The following is a 20,857-nucleotide window of genomic DNA, read 5'->3' on the forward strand; positions in this document are numbered from 1 at the left end:
CGGATGGCCTCTTCACTTAATTGATGCCTGGCAGTTCCCTACTCTCACATGGGGAGACCCCACACTACCATCGGCGCTACGGCGTTTCACTTCTGAGTTCGGCATGGGGTCAGGTGGGACCACCGCGCTAAAGCCGCCAGGCAAATTCTGTTAAATCTGTATCAGGCTGAAAATATTCTGTCTCTCAACCGCCGAAACAGCTTCGGCGTTGTAAGGTTAAGCCTCACGGTTCATTAGTATCGGTTAGCTCAACGTATCGCTACGCTTACACACCCGACCTATCAACGTCGTAGTCTTCAACGTTCCTTCAGGACTCTCAAGGAGTCAGGGAGAACTCATCTCGGGGCAAGTTTCGTGCTTAGATGCTTTCAGCACTTATCTTTTCCGCATTTAGCTACCGGGCAATGCCATTGGCATGACAACCCGAACACCAGTGATGCGTCCACTCCGGTCCTCTCGTACTAGGAGCAGCCCCCCTCAATTCTCCAGCGCCCACGGCAGATAGGGACCGAACTGTCTCACGACGTTCTAAACCCAGCTCGCGTACCACTTTAAACGGCGAACAGCCGTACCCTTGGGACCTACTTCAGCCCCAGGATGTGATGAGCCGACATCGAGGTGCCAAACACCGCCGTCGATATGAACTCTTGGGCGGTATCAGCCTGTTATCCCCGGAGTACCTTTTATCCGTTGAGCGATGGCCCTTCCATTCAGAACCACCGGATCACTATGACCTGCTTTCGCACCTGCTCGAGCCGTCACTCTCGCAGTCAAGCTAGCTTATGCCATTGCACTAACCTCCTGATGTCCGACCAGGATTAGCTAACCTTCGTGCTCCTCCGTTACTCTTTGGGAGGAGACCGCCCCAGTCAAACTACCCACCAGACACTGTCCGCAACCCGGATTACGGGTCTACGTTAGAACACCAGCCATTAAAGGGTGGTATTTCAAGGTTGGCTCCACGCAGACTGGCGTCCACGCTTCAAAGCCTCCCACCTATCCTACACATCAAGGACCAGTGTTCAGTGTCAAGCTATAGTAAAGGTTCACGGGGTCTTTCCGTCTTGCCGCGGGTACACTGCATCTTCACAGCGAGTTCAATTTCACTGAGTCTCGGGTGGAGACAGCCTGGCCATCATTACGCCATTCGTGCAGGTCGGAACTTACCCGACAAGGAATTTCGCTACCTTAGGACCGTTATAGTTACGGCCGCCGTTTACCGGGGCTTCGATCAAGAGCTTCGCGTTGCCGCTAACCCCATCAATTAACCTTCCGGCACCGGGCAGGCGTCACACCGTATACGTCCACTTTCGTGTTTGCACAGTGCTGTGTTTTTAATAAACAGTTGCAGCCAGCTGGTATCTTCGACTGATTTCAGCTCCACCCGCAGGGGCTTCACCTACACATCAGCGTGCCTTCTCCCGAAGTTACGGCACCATTTTGCCTAGTTCCTTCACCCGAGTTCTCTCAAGCGCCTTGGTATTCTCTACCTGACCACCTGTGTCGGTTTGGGGTACGATTTGATGTTACCTGATGCTTAGAGGCTTTTCCTGGAAGCAGGGCATTTGTTACTTCAGTACCGTAGTACCTCGTCATCACACCTCAGCGTTAAAAAGAGTCCGGATTTACCTAAACTCTCCGCCTACATGCTTAAACCGGGACAACCGTCGCCCGGCTAACATAGCCTTCTCCGTCCCCCCTTCGCAGTAACACCAAGTACAGGAATATTAACCTGTTTCCCATCGACTACGCCTTTCGGCCTCGCCTTAGGGGTCGACTCACCCTGCCCCGATTAACGTTGGACAGGAACCCTTGGTCTTCCGGCGTGCGGGCTTTTCACCCGCATTATCGTTACTTATGTCAGCATTCGCACTTCTGATACCTCCAGCATCCCTCACAGGACACCTTCAACGGCTTACAGAACGCTCCCCTACCCAACAACGCATAAGCGTCGCTGCCGCAGCTTCGGTGCATGGTTTAGCCCCGTTACATCTTCCGCGCAGGCCGACTCGACCAGTGAGCTATTACGCTTTCTTTAAATGATGGCTGCTTCTAAGCCAACATCCTGGCTGTCTGTGCCTTCCCACATCGTTTCCCACTTAACCATGACTTTGGGACCTTAGCTGGCGGTCTGGGTTGTTTCCCTCTTCACGACGGACGTTAGCACCCGCCGTGTGTCTCCCGTGATAACATTCTTCGGTATTCGTAGTTTGCATCGGGTTGGTAAGCCGGGATGGCCCCCTAGCCGAAACAGTGCTCTACCCCCGAAGATGAGTTCACGAGGCGCTACCTAAATAGCTTTCGGGGAGAACCAGCTATCTCCCGGTTTGATTGGCCTTTCACCCCCAGCCACAAGTCATCCGCTAATTTTTCAACATTAGTCGGTTCGGTCCTCCAGTTAGTGTTACCCAACCTTCAACCTGCCCATGGCTAGATCACCGGGTTTCGGGTCTATACCCTGCAACTTAACGCCCAGTTAAGACTCGGTTTCCCTTCGGCTCCCCTATACGGTTAACCTTGCTACAGAATATAAGTCGCTGACCCATTATACAAAAGGTACGCAGTCACACCACGAAGGTGCTCCCACTGCTTGTACGTACACGGTTTCAGGTTCTTTTTCACTCCCCTCGCCGGGGTTCTTTTCGCCTTTCCCTCACGGTACTGGTTCACTATCGGTCAGTCAGGAGTATTTAGCCTTGGAGGATGGTCCCCCCATATTCAGACAGGATACCACGTGTCCCGCCCTACTCTTCGAGTTCACAACCTGTGTGCTTTCGTGTACGGGGCTATCACCCTGTATCGCCGGACTTTCCAGACCGTTCCACTAACACACAAGCTGATTCAGACTCTGGGCTGCTCCCCGTTCGCTCGCCGCTACTGGGGGAATCTCGGTTGATTTCTTTTCCTCGGGGTACTTAGATGTTTCAGTTCCCCCGGTTCGCTTCGTTAAGCTATGTATTCACTTAACGATAGTGTGTCGGAACACACTGGGTTTCCCCATTCGGAAATCGCCGGGTCAAAGGTTCATATCACCTCGCCGGCGCTTATCGCAGATTAGCACGTCCTTCATCGCCTCTGACTGCCAGGGCATCCACCGTGTACGCTTAGTCGCTTAACCTCACAACCCGAAGATGTTTCTTTCGATTCATCATCAAATTGCGAAAATTTGAGAGACTCGAACACACCACTTAAGGTGTGTCGTTTCAATTTTCAGCTTGATCCAGATTTTTAAAGAGCAAAACTTCGCAGTGAACCTTTTCAGGTACACTCTGAAGTTTTCTTGTTTTCGCAGTAAAGATGGTGGAGCTATGCGGGATCGAACCGCAGACCTCCTGCGTGCAAGGCAGGCGCTCTCCCAGCTGAGCTATAACCCCATCGTATACACTAATCTCTGTACCGCTCATCCTTTAACATAAGGATTTTGGTAGGCCTGAGTGGACTTGAACCACCGACCTCACCCTTATCAGGGGTGCGCTCTAACCACCTGAGCTACAAGCCTGCAGAGATTTTTACTGCTATTTTTCATCAGACAATCTGTGTGAGCACTACAAAGGCAGGTTCTTTAAGGTAAGGAGGTGATCCAACCGCAGGTTCCCCTACGGTTACCTTGTTACGACTTCACCCCAGTCATGAATCACAAAGTGGTAAGCGCCCTCCCGAAGGTTAAGCTACCTACTTCTTTTGCAACCCACTCCCATGGTGTGACGGGCGGTGTGTACAAGGCCCGGGAACGTATTCACCGTAGCATTCTGATCTACGATTACTAGCGATTCCGACTTCATGGAGTCGAGTTGCAGACTCCAATCCGGACTACGACATACTTTATGAGGTCCGCTTGCTCTCGCGAGGTCGCTTCTCTTTGTATATGCCATTGTAGCACGTGTGTAGCCCTACTCGTAAGGGCCATGATGACTTGACGTCATCCCCACCTTCCTCCAGTTTATCACTGGCAGTCTCCTTTGAGTTCCCGGCCGAACCGCTGGCAACAAAGGATAAGGGTTGCGCTCGTTGCGGGACTTAACCCAACATTTCACAACACGAGCTGACGACAGCCATGCAGCACCTGTCTCAGAGTTCCCGAAGGCACCAATCCATCTCTGGAAAGTTCTCTGGATGTCAAGAGTAGGTAAGGTTCTTCGCGTTGCATCGAATTAAACCACATGCTCCACCGCTTGTGCGGGCCCCCGTCAATTCATTTGAGTTTTAACCTTGCGGCCGTACTCCCCAGGCGGTCGACTTAACGCGTTAGCTCCGGAAGCCACTCCTCAAGGGAACAACCTCCAAGTCGACATCGTTTACGGCGTGGACTACCAGGGTATCTAATCCTGTTTGCTCCCCACGCTTTCGCACCTGAGCGTCAGTCTTTGTCCAGGGGGCCGCCTTCGCCACCGGTATTCCTCCAGATCTCTACGCATTTCACCGCTACACCTGGAATTCTACCCCCCTCTACAAGACTCTAGCCTGCCAGTTTCGAATGCAGTTCCCAGGTTGAGCCCGGGGATTTCACATCCGACTTGACAGACCGCCTGCGTGCGCTTTACGCCCAGTAATTCCGATTAACGCTTGCACCCTCCGTATTACCGCGGCTGCTGGCACGGAGTTAGCCGGTGCTTCTTCTGCGAGTAACGTCAATCACCAAGGTTATTAACCTTAATGCCTTCCTCCTCGCTGAAAGTACTTTACAACCCGAAGGCCTTCTTCATACACGCGGCATGGCTGCATCAGGCTTGCGCCCATTGTGCAATATTCCCCACTGCTGCCTCCCGTAGGAGTCTGGACCGTGTCTCAGTTCCAGTGTGGCTGGTCATCCTCTCAGACCAGCTAGGGATCGTCGCCTAGGTGAGCCGTTACCCCACCTACTAGCTAATCCCATCTGGGCACATCTGATGGCAAGAGGCCCGAAGGTCCCCCTCTTTGGTCTTGCGACGTTATGCGGTATTAGCTACCGTTTCCAGTAGTTATCCCCCTCCATCAGGCAGTTTCCCAGACATTACTCACCCGTCCGCCGCTCGTCACCCAGGAGCAAGCTCCCTGTGTTACCGCTCGACTTGCATGTGTTAGGCCTGCCGCCAGCGTTCAATCTGAGCCATGATCAAACTCTTCAATTTAAGTTTGATGCTCGTGAATTAAACTTCGTAATGAATTACGTATGTTCACTCAGAGACTTGGTATTCATTTTTCGTCTTGCGACGTTAAGAATCCATGTCACTTTGAGTGCCCACACAGATTGTCTGATAAATTGTTAAAGAGCAGTGCCGCTTCGTTTTCGCTGCGGCGCGGGGTGTGCATATTACGCTTTCCCGCCACAGAGTCAAGCATTTATTTTCGCTTTTCTCCGGGATTCTTCAGCGGCTTTCGCCGGAGAACCCTGCTGACCCGGCGGCTTGCTTGCCGTTGTTCCGTGTCAGTGGAGGCGCATTATAGGGAGTTATTCTGAAGTGACAAGCATAAAATTCAAAAAACTTTTCGTTCGCTCACTTTTCAAACTTTGCGCTTATTTTACCTTCGAATTGACCGTTAATTGTGCGATTTCACGCGCAAAACTGGCAACCTGCGCCCAGTCGGTATAGACCACTTCTTTACGGGTATCCGTTTCACCGCCAGTCATCTTCATAATTAGACGGATCATAAAGCGGTCATACCAGCGATAACGTGGGTAACGCAGCGCACCGGCGAATACGGCACACAGATCTGGCTGCCACGGAGAGCCCAGCAAAAACTTACGCGTGTAGCTGTTCGTCTGTGGTGTGCGTTTCTCAGCTTTACGCGCAACCAGGTTTACGGAATAGAAAGCGCCCGGCAATGCATTCAGCACCGCCGTATGCTTTTTCACAAAGCTATCCAACGCAGGATGGAAATGCCCGTAACGAATAGACGCTCCAATGACCACGCGATCGTAGTCTTGCCAGCTAATCTCTTCTGTACGGTTCAGGTTCACGACATCTGCGTAAACCCCCAGCTCTTTTAATTCAGAAGCCAGATAAGAGGCAATCTCACGCGTTTGCCCGTCACGTGTGGAGAATAGAATAAGTGTTTTCAACAATGACTCCCTTACTCGCGCCAGAATGTTGGGGTAAACAGCACCAGCAGCGTAAAGACCTCAAGACGCCCGAACAACATGTTGGCAATTAAGATCCATTTTGCCACCGGGTTCATACTGGCAAAGTTATCCGCCACTACGCCCAGCCCTGGCCCCAGGTTATTAAGCGTTGCCACCACGGACGCGAATGCAGAGAAATCATCCACACCGGTTGCAATAATGGCGAGCATACTGACGATAAAGACCAGCGCATAGGCAGAGAAGAACCCCCACACCGCTTCGAGGATACGTTCCGGTAGCGCGCGGTTCCCCAGTTTGATGCTGTAAACCGCGTTCGGGTGCACCAGGCGTTTCAGCTCACGGTTCCCCTGCTTAAACAGCAGCAGGATACGAATGACCTTCAGACCACCGCCCGTAGACCCGGCACAACCACCAATAAATGCAGAACAGAGCAACAGCACAGGCAGGAACAACGGCCAGCGCGCAATGCTGTCGGTTGTGAAGCCCGCCGTTGTCGCCATCGATACAACCTGGAAGAAGGCCTGATTGAGCGTGGTGATTGCCGAGTTATAGACATCATGAAGCCACAGCACCAGGGTGCAGATGACGACCAGGGTAAGCTGGACGCCAATAAACATGCGGAATTCCGGGTCGCGCCAGTAAACCTTCAGGCTACGCCCGCTCAGTAAAGAGAAGTGCAAACCATAGTTACAACCGGAGATCAGCAGGAAGATGGCAATAATGGTGTTGATTGTCGGGCTGTCGAAGTAGCCCACACTGGCGTCATGCGTAGAGAAACCGCCAATGGCGATTGTGGCAAAGCTATGGCCAATGGCATCAAAGGCAGGCATCCCGGCAAACCACAGCGCCAGTGCGCAGGCAATCGTCAGTAAGACGTAGATAAGCCACAGCGTTTTCGCCGTTTCGGCAATACGCGGGCGCATCTTATTATCTTTCAGCGGACCAGGCATTTCGGCGCGATACAACTGCATCCCACCGACACCCAGAATCGGCAGAATGGCCACGGCCAGGACAATGATCCCCATGCCGCCGAACCATTGCAGCATTTGCCGGTAGAAGAGAATAGCGTGAGGTAATGAATCCAGCCCCACCAGCGTGGTTGCCCCGGTGGTGGTTAAGCCTGAGAACGATTCAAAGAAAGCGTCCGTGATGGTCAGATTCGGTTGCTCAGCAAAGATGAAAGGTAGCGCACCCACGCTCCCCAGCACCGTCCAGAACAAGACGACAATCAAAAACCCTTCGCGGGATTTCAGTTCACCTTTCTCACGACGGTTAGGCCACCAGAGCATCGAACCGATCATCAATGCGACAAAGAACGTCTGGGTAAACGCACGCCCCGCACCGTCCCGGTAGATAAGTGCCACCAGTCCAGGGAGAATCATCGTCCCGGAAAAGAGTATGACCAGCAGTCCAACGATTCGGGTAATGGCACGAAAATGCATCTCTGCCGCTTCCTTAGGTATTCAAAAAGTAAGGTGGGGATTATTCTTCAATCGGCAGCAATTGCAACGAACCACGACTAAAATCAGCCAGCTTTGCTGAAAAAGCATCCAGTTCTGCCTGAGGAAGCGCCACACGCAACTGTACTGTCGCCTGGTAATCACTGCGCGTAATCACGCCATTAAATTGCTTTAGCAGGGTTTCGATACCCGATAACTGAGCGTAATCGCACAGCAAAGTATATTCGGTGAGTGGCGTTTTGCGGGTTGTTATCAGCAGATGAAGTGCCTGTTGAACGCCGCCACCGTAGGCTTTAACCAGCCCACCCGTTCCGAGCAAAATGCCGCCATAGTAGCGAACCACTACAGCGGTTATCTCTCCCACACCACTTCCCATTAACTGAGAAAGCATGGGCTTACCGGCAGTGCCTGCCGGTTCACCATCATCAGAAAATCCCAGTTGCTGCGAGTCATCCGGTGGCCCGGCCACCCACGCGACACAGTGGTGACGCGCATCAGGGTGTTGTGCGCGAACGGATTCCACAAACGCCTTTGCCGCCTCTACGCCGTCGGTGTGTGCCAACAGCGTAATAAAGCGGCTTTTCTTGATTTCCTCAACAAAGGTGACCGGTTCCGCCGGTATCAGCCAGCTTTCCATCAGGCCAGTTTCAGATCTCGCGTCATGTTCTCGACACCGTTTTCGTGGATAACCACGTTATCTTCGATACGAATACCGCCAAACAGTTTCAGCGCTTCAATTTTTTCCCAGTTGAAGTGCTTGCTGAACTGGCCTTCACGCCACGGCGCCAACAGGGATTCGATAAAGTAGATACCCGGTTCAATGGTCAACACCATACGCGGCTCGATAATACGCGTGCAGCGCAGATAAGGATATTTAGACGGTGCCGCCAGATGTGTGCCCGTGTCATCCTGCATGAAGCCTGCGACATCATGAACCTGAAGACCCAGCGGGTGACCAATACCGTGCGGCATGAATGGCCCGGTCAGGTTGTTTTCCACCATCGCTTCTTCGCTCATATCCTTCACAATCTGGTGCTTACGCAGCAGTTTTGCGATGCGCTGATGGAACTGGATGTGGTAATCCACATAGCTGGTTCCCGCTTTCATGGTGCTGATAAGCGCCAGTTGCTCGTCATTTACGTCTTTGATCAGATGTGCAAAATCGGTATCACCGTTGGCGGCCCAGGTACGGGTCAGGTCAGCGGCATAGCCGTTGTACTCAGCGCCCGCATCCAGCAGGAAGCTGCGCATCTCAGACGGAACATGATGATCCAGTTTGGTGTAGTGCAGAACGGACGCGTGCTCATTCAGCGCCACGATGTTGCTGTACGGCACATCGGTATCACGATGACCGGTTGCCGTCAGGTATGCCTGGTTAATATCGAACTCGCTCATGTCAGACAGGAACGCTTCATGCGCAGCACGGTGGCCCGTCACCGCTGTTTTTTGCGCTTCACGCATACAGAAGAGTTCGTAATCAGTTTTATAAGCGCGGTAATAGTGCAGATAATCCAGAACCCCTTTCGGATTCAGTTTGTCAGCCGGAATATCCAGGCCCAGCGCACGCTCTGGCACAGGTCCAATATAGGCAATATTGCCACGCGCAGCGGGCAACTGGCTGCCAATCCCGTCGGCTTTCGGCAGCGCGATAACGTCCACTTCTTCGGTCCAGAAGGTCGTTGGCAGCGGCTCAACGTTGTGCCAGTAATCCACCGGCAGATAGAACCACAGCTTCGGCTTGTTCACGCCATCAACCAGCAACCAGCAATTTGGAACCTGTGTCACCGGCACCCAGGCTTTAAACTGCGGGTTGACCTTAAACGGATAAGCATGGTCATCAAGGAAGGTATTCATCAGTTCGCCGGAGTGGATCAGCAGGGCATCCAGCTTAAAACGAGCCAGTACATCGCGGGTACGTTCCTGTAAGGTAACGATATGATTTTTATAGAGCACAGCCAGTGAGTCCATCATTTTTCCTTTCGTTTTTTCGACCTCAAGTCTTCGCATCTTAGCACACCTGCCCTCACCTGCGTGATTTCCACCGAGCGTGATCAATGCAGCAATTTTTTAATGAGTGATTTGCATTTTATTAACATAAATTCCACACTCCGTCTCATCTGGTATGACCAGATCCAATTGCTGGATTCAGGAGACTGACATGCTCTACAAAGGCGACACCCTGTACCTCAACTGGCTGGAAGATGGCATTGCCGAACTGGTGTTCGATGCCCCCGGCTCAGTGAACAAGCTCGATACCGCGACGGTGGCCAGTCTTGGCCAGGCGCTGGATGTACTTGAAAAGCAATCTGATTTAAAAGGGCTGCTGCTGCGCTCTAACAAAGCGGCCTTTATTGTCGGTGCCGATATTACCGAATTCTTGTCTCTGTTCCTGGTGCCAGAAGAACAGCTGAGCCAGTGGCTGCATTTTGCCAACAGCGTGTTTAACCGCCTGGAAGATTTACCTGTTCCGACGATCTCCGCCGTTAACGGCTACGCGTTGGGCGGTGGCTGCGAATGTGTGCTGGCCACCGATTATCGTCTGGCGACACCTGACCTGCGTATCGGCCTGCCTGAAACTAAGCTGGGCATCATGCCGGGCTTTGGCGGCTCTGTACGTATGCCACGCATGCTGGGTGCCGATAGCGCCCTGGAAATTATTGCTGCGGGCAAAGATGTCGGCGCGGAACAAGCACAGAAAATTGGCCTGGTAGATGGCGTCGTTAAGCCAGAAAAACTGGTTGAAGGTGCTATCGCCATTCTGCGTCAGGCTATTAATGGCGATCTCGACTGGAAAGCGAAACGCCAGCCGAAGCTTGAACCCTTAAAGCTCAGCAAAATTGAAGCGGCCATGAGTTTCACCATTGCCAAAGGCATGGTGATGCAGACCGCAGGTAAACACTACCCGGCACCTATCACGGCGGTAAAAACCATTGAAGCCGCTGCCCGCTTTGGCCGGGAAGAGGCACTTAAATTAGAAAACCAGAGCTTCGTTCCGCTGGCGCATACCAACGAAGCGCGCGCTCTGGTGGGCATCTTCCTGAACGACCAGTTCGTTAAAGGAAAAGCCAAACAGCTGACCAAAAACGTCGAAACCCCGAAACACGCGGCGGTACTGGGCGCAGGCATTATGGGTGGCGGTATCGCCTGGCAGTCGGCCTGGAAAGGCGTGCCGGTAGTGATGAAAGACATCAGCGAAAAATCCCTGACGCTGGGCATGACCGAAGCGGCCAAATTGCTCAACAAGCAGCTTGAGCGCGGCAAGATTGATGGTCTGAAACTGGCGGGTGTGATCTCCACTATCCAGCCAACCCTGGAATACAGCGGTTTCGATCGCGTTGACGTGGTTGTCGAAGCCGTTGTTGAGAACCCAAAAGTTAAAAAAGCGGTCCTGGCAGAAACGGAAGATAAGGTTCGCCCGGATACAGTTCTGGCGTCGAACACCTCTACCATCCCGATTAGCGAACTGGCAAGCGTACTGAAGCGCCCGGAAAACTTCTGTGGTATGCACTTCTTTAACCCGGTTCACCGGATGCCGCTGGTTGAAGTCATTCGCGGGGAAAAAACGTCTGATGACACCCTTGCTAAAGTGGTGGCATGGGCCAGCAAAATGGGTAAAACGCCGATCGTGGTGAACGACTGCCCTGGTTTCTTTGTGAACCGCGTGCTGTTCCCTTACTTTGCCGGTTTTAGCCAGCTGCTGCGCGACGGTGCGGATTTCCGCAAAGTCGACAAAGTGATGGAAAAACAGTTCGGCTGGCCGATGGGCCCGGCGTATCTGCTGGATGTAGTCGGTATCGACACGGCGCATCACGCGCAGGCCGTCATGGCCGCGGGCTTCCCGCAGCGCATGAGCAAAGATTATCGCGATGCCATCGACGCCATGTTCGATGCCAACCGTTTTGGCCAGAAAAACGGTCTGGGCTTCTGGCGTTATAAAGAAGACAGCAAAGGTAAGCCGAAGAAAGAAGAAGATGCGGCGGTGGATAGCCTGCTGGCGGACGTCAGTGCGCCAAAACGCGACTTCACTGACGACGAGATTATCGCTCGCATGATGATCCCAATGGTGAACGAAGTGGTGCGTTGTCTGGAAGAAGGCATCATCGCAAGCCCGGCAGAAGCGGATATGGCGCTGGTCTATGGCCTCGGTTTCCCTCCGTTCCACGGCGGTGCGTTCCGCTGGCTGGATACGCTTGGCAGCGCGAAGTACCTCGATATGGCCCAGCAGTATCAGCACCTCGGCCCGCTCTATGCCGTGCCGGAAGGTCTGCGCAATAAAGCGCGCCATAACGAACCCTACTATCCAGCAGTTGAGCCTGCCCGTCCGGTTGGCGAGCTGAAAACGGCTTAAGGAGTCACAATGGAAAAGGTTGTCATTGTCGATGCAATTCGCACCCCGATGGGCCGTTCAAAAGGCGGCGCATTCCGTAACGTTCGCGCGGAAGATCTCTCCGCGCACCTGATGCGTAGCCTGCTGGCGCGTAATCCGGCGCTGGATCCCACCGCGCTGGACGATATCTACTGGGGCTGCGTGCAGCAAACCCTGGAGCAAGGTTTTAACATCGCCCGTAACGCAGCATTGCTGGCTGAAATCCCGCATTCGGTACCGGCGGTAACCGTTAACCGCCTGTGTGGCTCGTCAATGCAGGCGCTGCACGATGCTGCCCGTATGATCATGACCGGCGATGCGCAGGCTTGCATGATTGGTGGCGTGGAACATATGGGTCATGTGCCGATGAGCCATGGTGTCGATTTCCACCCGGGTATGAGCCGTAACGTGGCGAAAGCAGCGGGCATGATGGGGCTGACTGCTGAGATGCTCTCGCGAATGCACGGCATTAGCCGTGAAATGCAGGACGCCTTCGCTGCGCGCTCCCACGCCCGCGCCTGGGCCGCCACGCAGTCTGGCGCATTTAAAAACGAGATTATCCCAACCGGTGGGCATGACGCTGACGGCGTACTGAAGCAGTTCAGCTACGACGAAGTGATCCGCCCGGAAACCACAGTCGAGGCACTTTCCACACTGCGCCCGGCATTTGATCCGGTCACAGGCACGGTAACCGCCGGCACATCATCTGCCCTTTCCGACGGTGCCGCCGCGATGCTGGTGATGAGCGAAAGCCGCGCCCGCGAATTAGGCCTGACGCCACGTGCGCGTATTCGTTCAATGGCAGTGGTCGGCTGTGATCCGTCGATTATGGGTTATGGCCCGGTTCCGGCCTCGAAACTGGCGCTGAAAAAAGCGGGATTAACCGCCAGCGATATCGACCTGTTCGAGATGAACGAAGCCTTTGCCGCACAGATCTTGCCGTGCATTAAAGATCTGGGGCTGATGGACAAGATCGACGAGAAGATTAACCTCAACGGCGGCGCGATCGCACTCGGTCACCCGCTGGGTTGTTCCGGTGCACGTATCAGCACTACCCTGATTAACCTGATGGAACGCCAGGATGCCCAGTTTGGTCTGGCAACCATGTGTATCGGCTTGGGTCAGGGGATCGCGACTGTGTTTGAGAGGGTTTAAATCCAGGAAATTATCTCAAAGCCAATGACGTCAGAACAAGGCGGCAAACGAGCGAATCCCGATGAGCTTACAAGAGTAAGTGATTCGGGTGAGCGAGCGCAGCCAACGCAGTTATGGCGTCATTGGCGAAGAGAGAAGGTTTAGTTGCCGTTCTTCCCGCCTGTCAGGGGCGGGTTTTTTATTTCGTTTACTTAGATAAACGCAAATGCATCGCCGAACAGGCGGTCTTCACGCGCACCACGTTCGTTACAGAACAGGTCACGGGCAATTTTCGCCATCTCAAAACGACCCGCGATATAGATATCGTGCTCCGCCAGCGTGCCGTAATCCTGCAATACTGCCGTCAGCACCGTACCGCTGCGCCCACGCCAGCCCTCTTCCGGCTGCTCGACAACCGGCTCAATACGCAGGTTCGGGTGGTTAATGCTCAGTGCTTCCAGCTCGGACAGATCGTAGAGATGTTTCTCTTCGCGACCACCCCAGTAGATGGTGATATCACGGTCTGGATTGCGCGCGAGTGCGGTCAACAGAATAGAGCGGGCGTAAGAGAAACCGGTGCCGCCCGCAATCAGGATCAGCGGACGGTCTTCGTCTTCACGCAGCCAGGCGTCACCGTGAGGAATATCCACCAGGATTTCGCGCTCTTTCAGAATGCGATCCATCACGGCCATCGCATACAGGTTAAGCTCTGACGCACCGATATGAAGCTCGATGAATTCCTGCTCTGCTGGCGTAGAGGCCATAGAGAAAGGACGCTTATCTCGTTCATCCATCACGACCATTAAGTACTGACCAGCGCGGAAAGAGAATGCCGCTTCTGGCACTAAACGGACGCGATATACGGTGTCGGTGATAGCATCTACCGAGGTCACTTTACAGCTTAAGGTTGTCATTCGCTCTCTCTGTCGGGAAGTCTATAGGGCTTAACGGTCAGATTCGGTTTTACCGTTATTCATTATGGCCAGTTCGTCCCAGATCGCGTCAATTCGCGCGGTCACGGCAGGATCTTTTTTGATCGGGCGACCCCATTCACGGTCGGTTTCGCCAGGCCATTTGTTTGTGGCATCCAGTCCCATTTTTGAGCCAAGACCGGAAACCGGCGAGGCAAAATCCAGATAATCAATCGGGGTGTTTTCCACTAACACCGTGTCACGTGCCGGATCCATACGCGTGGTGATGGCCCAGATAACGTCATTCCAGTCGCGGGCATTGACGTCATCATCACAGACAATAACAAACTTGGTATACATAAACTGGCGCAGGAAAGACCATACGCCCATCATCACGCGTTTAGCGTGACCCGCATATTGCTTCTTCATTGTGACCACAGCCAGGCGATAAGAACACCCTTCCGGCGGCAGATAGAAATCAACAATTTCCGGGAACTGCTTTTGCAAAATAGGCACGAACACTTCGTTCAGCGCTACGCCCAGAACGGCCGGTTCATCCGGTGGACGGCCGGTATACGTCGAGTGATAAATAGCATCTTCACGCTGGGTGATGTGGGTAACGGTAAACACCGGGAAGTTATCGACTTCATTGTAATAACCCGTGTGATCGCCATATGGCCCTTCCGGTGCCATTTCACCCTGCTCAATGTAGCCTTCCAGCACAATTTCCGCACTGGCCGGTACTTCCAGGTCATTGGAAATGCACTTCACCACTTCGGTTTTGGTACCGCGCAGCAAACCTGCGAACGCGTACTCGGAAAGCGTATCAGGAACAGGCGTAACCGCACCCAGGATGGTCGCCGGATCGGCGCCCAGGGCAACAGACACCGGGAAACGCTCGCCTGGGTGTTCAGCACACCACTCCTGGAAATCCAGCGCGCCGCCGCGATGCGACAGCCAGCGCATAATCAGCTTGTTTTTACCAATCAGCTGCTGGCGATAGATGCCGAGGTTTTGCCGCTCTTTGTACGGGCCACGCGTAACGGTCAGTCCCCAGGTAATAAGCGGCGCAGCATCTTCGGGCCAGCACTGCATAATAGGGATTTTAGTCAGATCAACCGCCTCACCTTCCAGCACTTTTTGCTGGCACGGCGCACCGCGCAGACGTTTGGTTGGCATATTCAACACCTGCTTAAATTGCGGCAGTTTGTCGAACAGGTCGCGGAAGCCTTTTGGTGGCTCCGGCTCTTTCAGAAAGGCCAGCAGTTTGCCCACTTCACGTAACGCAGCCACATCCTCTTGCCCCATGCCCAACGCCACACGACGTGGTGTGCCAAACAGATTGCACAGCACCGGCATGGAGTAGCCTTTTGGGTTTTCAAATAACAGCGCAGGGCCACCGGCACGCAGGGTGCGGTCAGCAATTTCTGTCATTTCCAGATAAGGATCAACAGGAAGTGTAATGCGTTTGAGTTCGCCCTGCTTTTCCAGCAGCGCCAGGAAGTCGCGTAGATCGTGGTATTTCATGCAGTTAGTCATGGCCTCTCTGTAAGCGCTTCATTATACGGCGTAAGACTGCGTGATGCTGTAATTTTGTTAAATTAGCGTGAAGTTCCGCGTCTTACTCCACTTTCGGCCATTATAATCAACTTAGCGATCGCGCCAGGGTTTTGATATGCTTGCGCCCCGAACTAAGGGAAAGAGTGATTATGCAGGCCTGGTATTTACTGTATTGCAAACGCGGGCAGCTTCAGCGCGCGCAGGAACATCTTGAACGTCAGTCAGTGCATTGCCTGACGCCGGTGATCACGCTTGAAAAAATGCAGCGTGGGAAACGTGCGATGGTCAGCGAACCTCTTTTCCCGAACTATCTGTTTGTCGAGTTCGACCCGGAAGTGATCCACACCACCACCATCAGCGCCACGCGCGGCGTCAGCCACTTTGTGCGTTTTGGCGCGCACCCGGCAAGAGTTCCGTCAACGGTCATTCACCAGCTTTCGGTCTACCAGCAACCTGAAGATATCACCGATCCAGAAACGCCTTACACCGGTGATGACGTGGTGATCACCGAAGGCGCATTCGAAGGGTTACAGGCCATTTTCTCTGAGCCGGACGGCGAAGCACGCTCCATGCTGTTGCTCAATTTGTTGAACAAGCAGGTACTTCAGAGCGTCAAAAACACCGATTTTCGCAAAATTTAAAACTGCACGCCGAACAGGCGGCGCACGTTGTCATCCGTTTGTTCCGCCAGCCACTGTGGTTCTTCTCTACGCCAGCGCGCCACGCTTTCAACAATATGCCCCAGGAATGCCGGTTCGTTACGTCGTGAAGACGGTTTTGGCGAGAGGTCACGGGGCAAAAGATAAGGCGCGTCCGTTTCAACCAACAGCCGTTCGGCAGGAATAACAGGCAGCAACTCACGCAGCTCCAGCCCACGTCGTTCATCACAAACCCAACCCGTTACCCCCAGATATAGCCCCCGGTTCAGGCAATCCAGGGCTTCCTGTCGGGAGCCGGTAAAGCAGTGCAGTACCGCACCAGGCAGCTTATCCAGCCAGGGTTCAAGCAGCGCCAGAAAACGTTCATGGGCATCACGGCAGTGCATAAACACCGGCATCCCCAGTTCGGCTGCCAGCGCAAGCTGAGCGGTAAAGGCGTGTTCTTGTTCAGAGGGGGTGGAAAAGTTGCGGTTGAAATCCAGCCCGCATTCGCCAATCGCCACCACTTCCGGCGTGTTTGCCAGTGTATGAAGGGTTTCGGCGCTCCCTGCATTCCAGGTACTGCTGTTATGTGGATGCACACCCGCAGTTGACCAGCAGTGCGGATAATGCCGGGCAAGCAGCTGCGCCTGTTCGCTTTCATGCAGGCTGGTTCCCGTCAGCAGCAAGCCTTTCACCCCCGCGGAGAAGGCGCGAGCGACAACGTCATCGCGATCTTTGGCAAACTGAGAGCTGGTGAGGTTAAGGCCGATATCAAACATGTGGTTTCCCATGTAAAAACCGCCCTGACGGGCGGCTGGTTTTACTCTTCAGTGGTCTTGTCTGACTCGTCGTCTTCTTCGCCTTCCTGTGGGCGTCGTTTGCCGACATAGAACCGCGAGAAGAACACACCGACCTCAAACAGACAGTACATCGGTATGGCCAGAAGCGTTTGCGAGAACACATCCGGCGGCGTCAGCAGCATGCCGACCACGAATGCCCCGACCAGAATATACGGGCGTTTCTTACGCAGGTCTTCCGGCGTGGTCACGCCGACCCAGCACAGCAGCACAATCGCCACCGGGACTTCAAACGCCACGCCAAACGCCATAAACAGCGCCATGACAAAGCTGAGGTAGCTGGCGATATCCGTCGATACCTGCACTCCTTCCGGCGCAGTATGCGTCAGGAAGCCAAAGGCCAGAGGGAAGACAACGAAATAAGCAAACGCCATACCGATATAGAACAGCAGCGAACTGGACACCAGCAGCGGGATCACCAGCTTGCGTTCATGTTTGTACAACGCCGGAGCCACAAACGCCCAGACCTGGTACAAAATAACTGGTGCAGCCGCAATCAGCGATACCCAGAAGGTCAGCTTAATGGGGGTAAAGAACGGCGAAGCAACGTCCGTTGCGATCATCGTTGCACCCAGCGGCATTTGCTTAATCAGCGGCGCAGAAACCACCTGGTAGATATCGTTGGCGAAATAGACCAACCCTAAGAAAATGATGCAAACCGCAATAATGCAGTTCAGCAGGCGCTTGCGCAGTTCAATAAGGTGCGCAATAAGCGGTTGAGTATCATCTACTGCCATGTTTACGCTTTATCACTCGACGAGGGGGATGATTCGGAAACAGACGCAGCAGCTTTAGCTTCAGTCGCCGAAGTGTTAACAACGGGCTCTTCCGGCTGCACCTGTTTTTTCACTTCAGGTTCCTGCGGCGTCTGTTCAGGTGCTGCGGCCTGATGCTCTGCGCTGGCAGGGGTCACCCCCTCTCGCTGCGCTTCGCTCTCTTTTACCACCGGGTTATGGATGGTATTCGCTTCATCGCTCGCTTTTTCAGGATCGTTAACGCTGTAAGAGCGTTTCATGGATTCCGCGGCTTCACGCAGTTCATCCATCGAGGCTTTGAGCTCTGGCGTCAGGTTATCCATGCTCGCCTTCTCAACCTTTTTCAGGCTGTCCTGAAACTCCTGAAGCTTAAGCTCCTGCGCCAGCTCGTTTTGTACCGTGGTGGCAAGCGATCGAAGCGCACGCACCCAACCCGCAACCGTTTTTACCGCAACGGGTAAACGCTGCGGGCCCAGCACAATCAGGCCAATCACCAAGACCAGCAGCAGTTCACCAAAACCAATGTCGAACACGAATTACACCTGCTCATTATCGTGGCGTTTAGCGTCTTCCTTTTTGGCTTCATCTTGCTTGTCGGTAATGGATTTCGCAGTAAAGTCAGCATCCTGGCTGGATTTTTTCTGCTTATCTTCATCATCACTCATCGCTTTCTTGAAGCCTTTGATGGACGCGCCGAGGTCGGAACCGATGGAACCGAGCTTTTTGGTGCCAAACAACAGCACGACGATGACGGCAATGATCACCAATTGCCAGATACTGATACCACCCATACATGTTCCTCAGTGATAGATGATTAATTAATCAGGTCGCATTATACGTATGCAACCCGGCGATAGCGACGCAATTTCAGCGCGTTTTTCTCCAGCCCGCAAACCAGACAACCACACCGCCAGCCATCAGCCAGGCAGGCATCATCTGCCAGTCCGGGCGATTGATCAGCAGCAGCGTACCGCTCAGCAACAGTGTCGCACCAATCCCAAAGAGATAACGGGACTGTCCCTGACGAACGCGATTGGACTGAAGCTCGCGGGCGATTTTATCCATGCTGTGCTGAAGGTTCTTGCTCTGACGCAAACTGTCGTAAACCAGTTCAGGTATCTCCGGCATTTTTTCAATCCAGAACGGGGCTTTCTCTTTGAGAGAGCGCACCAGCGCCGGAATGCCGACCTGATCCTTAATCCAGGATTCGAGGAAAGGTTTCGCGGTCTTCCACAAGTCTAACTGAGGATAGAGCTGACGGCCTACGCCCTCAACGTAAAGTAATGTTTTCTGGAGTAAAACTAACTGCGGCTGAACTTCCATATTAAAGCGGCGCGCGGTGTTAAACAGGTTCAGCAAAACATGGCCGAATGAGATTTCCGCCAGCGGTTTTTCGAAAATCGGCTCACACACGGTACGGATAGCGAACTCGAACTCTTCAACGTTAGTATCTGGCGGAACCCAGCCAGAATCCACGTGCAGCTCAGCAACCTTACGATAGTCGCGATTGAAGAATGCGATAAAGTTTTCTGCGAGATAGCGCTTATCTTCTTTGTTCAGAGAGCCCACGATACCGCAGTCAATACCAATGTATTTCGGATTTTCCGGGTGGTCATAGCTGACGAAAATATTGCCCGGGTGCATATCCGCATGGAAGAAGCTGTCTCGGAACACCTGGGTGAAGAACACTTGCACTCCGCGCTCGGCCAGCAGCTTCATGTTGGTTCCCTGGTTTTCGAGAGCCACAACGTCAGATACCGGAATGCCGTAGATACGCTCCATTACCAGCATATTCTGGCTACAGTAGTCAGAGTAGATCTCAGGAACATACAGCATCGGGCTGTCTTCAAAGTTACGGCGCAACTGGATGGCGTTTGCCGCTTCACGTAGCAGGTTGAGCTCATCAATCAGCGTTTTTTCATACTCGCGCACAACTTCCATTGGACGCAGGCGTCGACCATCCGGCAGCAGACGTGGAACCCAGCGCGCAAGGCGGTAGATAAGCTTCATGTCCGCCTTGATAACCGGCAAGATGTCCGGGCGGATCACTTTAATAACGATCTCTTTGCCATTTTCTTTCAGGCGTGCAGTATGCACCTGAGCAATCGAGGCCGATGCCAGCGGCTGAATTTCAAAATCGTCAAACCAGGTTTCAACGGGGATATTCCCCATTGCTTCTTCGATTTGCTGCTTTGCTCGCGCACCGTCAAAAGGCGCTACGCGATCCTGCAATAACGCCAGCTGATCGGCGATTGTAGGCGGGAAGAGATCCCGACGGGTGGAGAGCATCTGCCCAAACTTGATCCATACCGGGCCAAGCTCCTGCAACGCCAGACGCAGGCGTTCACCCAGCGGCTGATCCTTGTGGCGATTTGGCATCCAGAACAACATCCGTCGCCAGATTCGAAGCGGCAGAGTGATACGCATTTTGGGGATAAGCTCGTCGAGCCCGTAACTCAAAAAGGTGTGGACGATAAAATAGAGGCGCCGAATTTCACCAGGCGTCATTTGCCCTCCAGTTTTTCCAGCCGTTTGGTTAGCGCGTCAACCGCACGTTCGACAGCAGCAGTTTCTTCCGCAAACCATGCCACTTCAAGCGGCCCCGGAGCCATGCGCCACTCTTCGGTCAACACTTCTGCCGCGTAGCGCTGTTGGCGCTGAACAGTTTTGCGCAGAAATGCCGAACCACCATGAATGACTTTGCTGATCCCTTCGGCGGCGATGTCGCCAATATAAGGTGCAAGCAACTCTGCCGGGTCGAACTCGGCAAGATCGCTTAACGCAACGAAGTTCTGCACGACCTGAATGTCACCTTCGACTTCCAGCTCGCCGCTACGGATAAGCGCAGTCAGCTGCTGGCGGTCGCGCAGTTTGGGCACCACGCTCATATGCGTGATGACCGAGCAGTCGGCCTCACCTTCCCACTCACCCAAAACATCAAGCTGGCGCTCACTGAACACCAGCACCAGCGGCGTAGAGAACTCTTTTAAAACAATACGTAACACCTTTCCGTTGAGCCGCTGACGCGCAGTTTTTAGCGCCGAATCACGGTACAGAAAGGCATTCAGAGCATTCTCGATGCCTGCGGTGACTAAGGGTTTAAATGGCACGG

General features: G+C 53.6%; 15 protein-coding genes, 2 tRNA genes and 3 rRNA genes. 3 read left to right on the plus strand and 17 right to left on the minus strand.

Annotation, left to right across the window (positions count from 1 at the left end):
- Positions 1 to 25 precede the first annotated feature (25 nt).
- From rrf to pepQ, 9 genes are all read right to left on the minus strand, one after another.
- A 5S ribosomal RNA gene (gene rrf / locus HV107_RS08955) occupies positions 26 to 141 on the minus strand.
- Between the two features lie 71 nt (positions 142 to 212).
- Positions 213 to 3,118 (minus strand): 23S ribosomal RNA (locus tag HV107_RS08960).
- 180 nt (positions 3,119 to 3,298) lie between these two features.
- Positions 3,299 to 3,374: transfer RNA gene (locus HV107_RS08965), tRNA-Ala, on the minus strand.
- A 48-nt stretch (positions 3,375 to 3,422) separates the two neighbouring features.
- A tRNA-Ile gene (locus HV107_RS08970) sits at positions 3,423 to 3,499 on the minus strand.
- A gap of 69 nt (positions 3,500 to 3,568) precedes the next feature.
- Positions 3,569 to 5,108, minus strand: a 16S ribosomal RNA gene (locus HV107_RS08975).
- Together the 16S, 23S and 5S rRNA genes with 2 tRNA genes alongside form the textbook arrangement of a ribosomal RNA operon.
- 386 nt (positions 5,109 to 5,494) lie before the next feature.
- A complete protein-coding gene (hemG, locus tag HV107_RS08980; protein ID WP_182062909.1) occupies positions 5,495 to 6,040 on the minus strand; it encodes a menaquinone-dependent protoporphyrinogen IX dehydrogenase in 546 nt (181 codons plus the stop codon).
- Between the two features lie 11 nt (positions 6,041 to 6,051).
- Positions 6,052 to 7,503, minus strand: a complete 1,452-nt coding sequence (trkH, locus tag HV107_RS08985) for a Trk system potassium transporter TrkH (RefSeq protein ID WP_182062910.1) — start codon at positions 7,501 to 7,503, stop codon at positions 6,052 to 6,054.
- A 40-nt stretch (positions 7,504 to 7,543) separates the two neighbouring features.
- Positions 7,544 to 8,158 carry an IMPACT family protein gene (locus HV107_RS08990; RefSeq protein WP_182062911.1) on the minus strand — a complete coding sequence of 205 codons (615 nt, stop codon included), beginning with the start codon at positions 8,156 to 8,158 and terminating at the stop codon, positions 7,544 to 7,546.
- Positions 8,158 to 9,489: a Xaa-Pro dipeptidase gene (gene pepQ, locus HV107_RS08995; RefSeq protein ID WP_182063490.1), complete on the minus strand. Its 1,332-nt coding sequence runs from the start codon at positions 9,487 to 9,489 to the stop codon at positions 8,158 to 8,160. Before pepQ ends, HV107_RS08990 begins: the two co-directional genes overlap by 1 nt.
- A gap of 190 nt (positions 9,490 to 9,679) precedes the next feature.
- On the opposite strand from pepQ, the gene fadB reads away from it, so the two are divergent.
- Entirely contained in the window at positions 9,680 to 11,869 is a 2,190-nt protein-coding gene (fadB, locus tag HV107_RS09000; protein ID WP_182062912.1) for a fatty acid oxidation complex subunit alpha FadB, read from the plus strand.
- A 9-nt stretch (positions 11,870 to 11,878) separates the two neighbouring features.
- Positions 11,879 to 13,042, plus strand: coding sequence for an acetyl-CoA C-acyltransferase FadA (gene fadA / locus HV107_RS09005; protein WP_182062913.1), 1,164 nt, complete (start codon positions 11,879 to 11,881; stop codon positions 13,040 to 13,042).
- Between the two features lie 191 nt (positions 13,043 to 13,233).
- Here the strand turns inward: fadA and fre are convergent, their stop codons facing one another.
- Positions 13,234 to 13,935: an NAD(P)H-flavin reductase gene (gene fre / locus HV107_RS09010; RefSeq protein WP_014072244.1), complete on the minus strand. Its 702-nt coding sequence runs from the start codon at positions 13,933 to 13,935 to the stop codon at positions 13,234 to 13,236.
- 30 nt (positions 13,936 to 13,965) lie between these two features.
- A complete protein-coding gene (gene ubiD / locus HV107_RS09015) occupies positions 13,966 to 15,471 on the minus strand; it encodes a 4-hydroxy-3-polyprenylbenzoate decarboxylase (RefSeq protein WP_182062914.1) in 1,506 nt (501 codons plus the stop codon).
- 170 nt (positions 15,472 to 15,641) lie between these two features.
- On the opposite strand from ubiD, the gene rfaH reads away from it, so the two are divergent.
- A complete protein-coding gene (rfaH, locus tag HV107_RS09020) occupies positions 15,642 to 16,133 on the plus strand; it encodes a transcription/translation regulatory transformer protein RfaH (protein ID WP_182062915.1) in 492 nt (163 codons plus the stop codon).
- Here the strand turns inward: rfaH and tatD are convergent.
- From tatD to ubiJ, 6 genes are all read right to left on the minus strand, one after another.
- Positions 16,130 to 16,912: a 3'-5' ssDNA/RNA exonuclease TatD gene (gene tatD / locus HV107_RS09025; RefSeq protein WP_182062916.1), complete on the minus strand. Its 783-nt coding sequence runs from the start codon at positions 16,910 to 16,912 to the stop codon at positions 16,130 to 16,132. The genes rfaH and tatD overlap by 4 nt on opposite strands.
- A 41-nt stretch (positions 16,913 to 16,953) precedes the next feature.
- Complete coding sequence (gene tatC, locus HV107_RS09030) at positions 16,954 to 17,727, minus strand: Sec-independent protein translocase subunit TatC (RefSeq protein ID WP_182062917.1); 774 nt, start codon at positions 17,725 to 17,727, stop codon at positions 16,954 to 16,956.
- A 2-nt stretch (positions 17,728 to 17,729) separates the two neighbouring features.
- The gene (gene tatB / locus HV107_RS09035) at positions 17,730 to 18,278 is read right to left on the minus strand and encodes a Sec-independent protein translocase protein TatB (RefSeq protein WP_182062918.1); all 549 of its coding nucleotides are present in this window, start codon (positions 18,276 to 18,278) and stop codon (positions 17,730 to 17,732) included.
- A 3-nt stretch (positions 18,279 to 18,281) separates the two neighbouring features.
- The gene (gene tatA / locus HV107_RS09040; RefSeq protein ID WP_182062919.1) at positions 18,282 to 18,536 is read right to left on the minus strand and encodes a Sec-independent protein translocase subunit TatA; all 255 of its coding nucleotides are present in this window, start codon (positions 18,534 to 18,536) and stop codon (positions 18,282 to 18,284) included.
- 76 nt (positions 18,537 to 18,612) lie between these two features.
- Entirely contained in the window at positions 18,613 to 20,253 is a 1,641-nt protein-coding gene (gene ubiB, locus HV107_RS09045) for a ubiquinone biosynthesis regulatory protein kinase UbiB (RefSeq protein ID WP_182062920.1), read from the minus strand.
- A complete protein-coding gene (gene ubiJ, locus HV107_RS09050; protein WP_182062921.1) occupies positions 20,250 to 20,855 on the minus strand; it encodes a ubiquinone biosynthesis protein UbiJ in 606 nt (201 codons plus the stop codon). Before ubiJ ends, ubiB begins: the two co-directional genes overlap by 4 nt.
- Positions 20,856 to 20,857: the final 2 nt, after the last annotated feature.

The sequence above is a fragment of the Enterobacter sp. RHBSTW-00175 genome, assembly GCF_013927005.1.
Classification (GTDB): domain Bacteria; phylum Pseudomonadota; class Gammaproteobacteria; order Enterobacterales; family Enterobacteriaceae; genus Enterobacter.

Coding starts and splice junctions, on each gene's coding strand:
- trkH (WP_182062910.1), bottom strand. CDS start 7,503: ATGCATTTTCGTGCCATTACCCGAATCGTTGGACTGCTGGTCATACTC.
- HV107_RS08990 (WP_182062911.1), bottom strand. CDS start 8,158: ATGGAAAGCTGGCTGATACCGGCGGAACCGGTCACCTTTGTTGAGGAA.
- pepQ (WP_182063490.1), bottom strand. CDS start 9,489: ATGGACTCACTGGCTGTGCTCTATAAAAATCATATCGTTACCTTACAG.
- fadB (WP_182062912.1), top strand. CDS start 9,680: ATGCTCTACAAAGGCGACACCCTGTACCTCAACTGGCTGGAAGATGGC.
- fadA (WP_182062913.1), top strand. CDS start 11,879: ATGGAAAAGGTTGTCATTGTCGATGCAATTCGCACCCCGATGGGCCGT.
- fre (WP_014072244.1), bottom strand. CDS start 13,935: ATGACAACCTTAAGCTGTAAAGTGACCTCGGTAGATGCTATCACCGAC.
- ubiD (WP_182062914.1), bottom strand. CDS start 15,471: ATGACTAACTGCATGAAATACCACGATCTACGCGACTTCCTGGCGCTG.
- rfaH (WP_182062915.1), top strand. CDS start 15,642: ATGCAGGCCTGGTATTTACTGTATTGCAAACGCGGGCAGCTTCAGCGC.
- tatD (WP_182062916.1), bottom strand. CDS start 16,912: ATGTTTGATATCGGCCTTAACCTCACCAGCTCTCAGTTTGCCAAAGAT.
- tatC (WP_182062917.1), bottom strand. CDS start 17,727: ATGGCAGTAGATGATACTCAACCGCTTATTGCGCACCTTATTGAACTG.
- tatA (WP_182062919.1), bottom strand. CDS start 18,536: ATGGGTGGTATCAGTATCTGGCAATTGGTGATCATTGCCGTCATCGTC.
- ubiB (WP_182062920.1), bottom strand. CDS start 20,253: ATGACGCCTGGTGAAATTCGGCGCCTCTATTTTATCGTCCACACCTTT.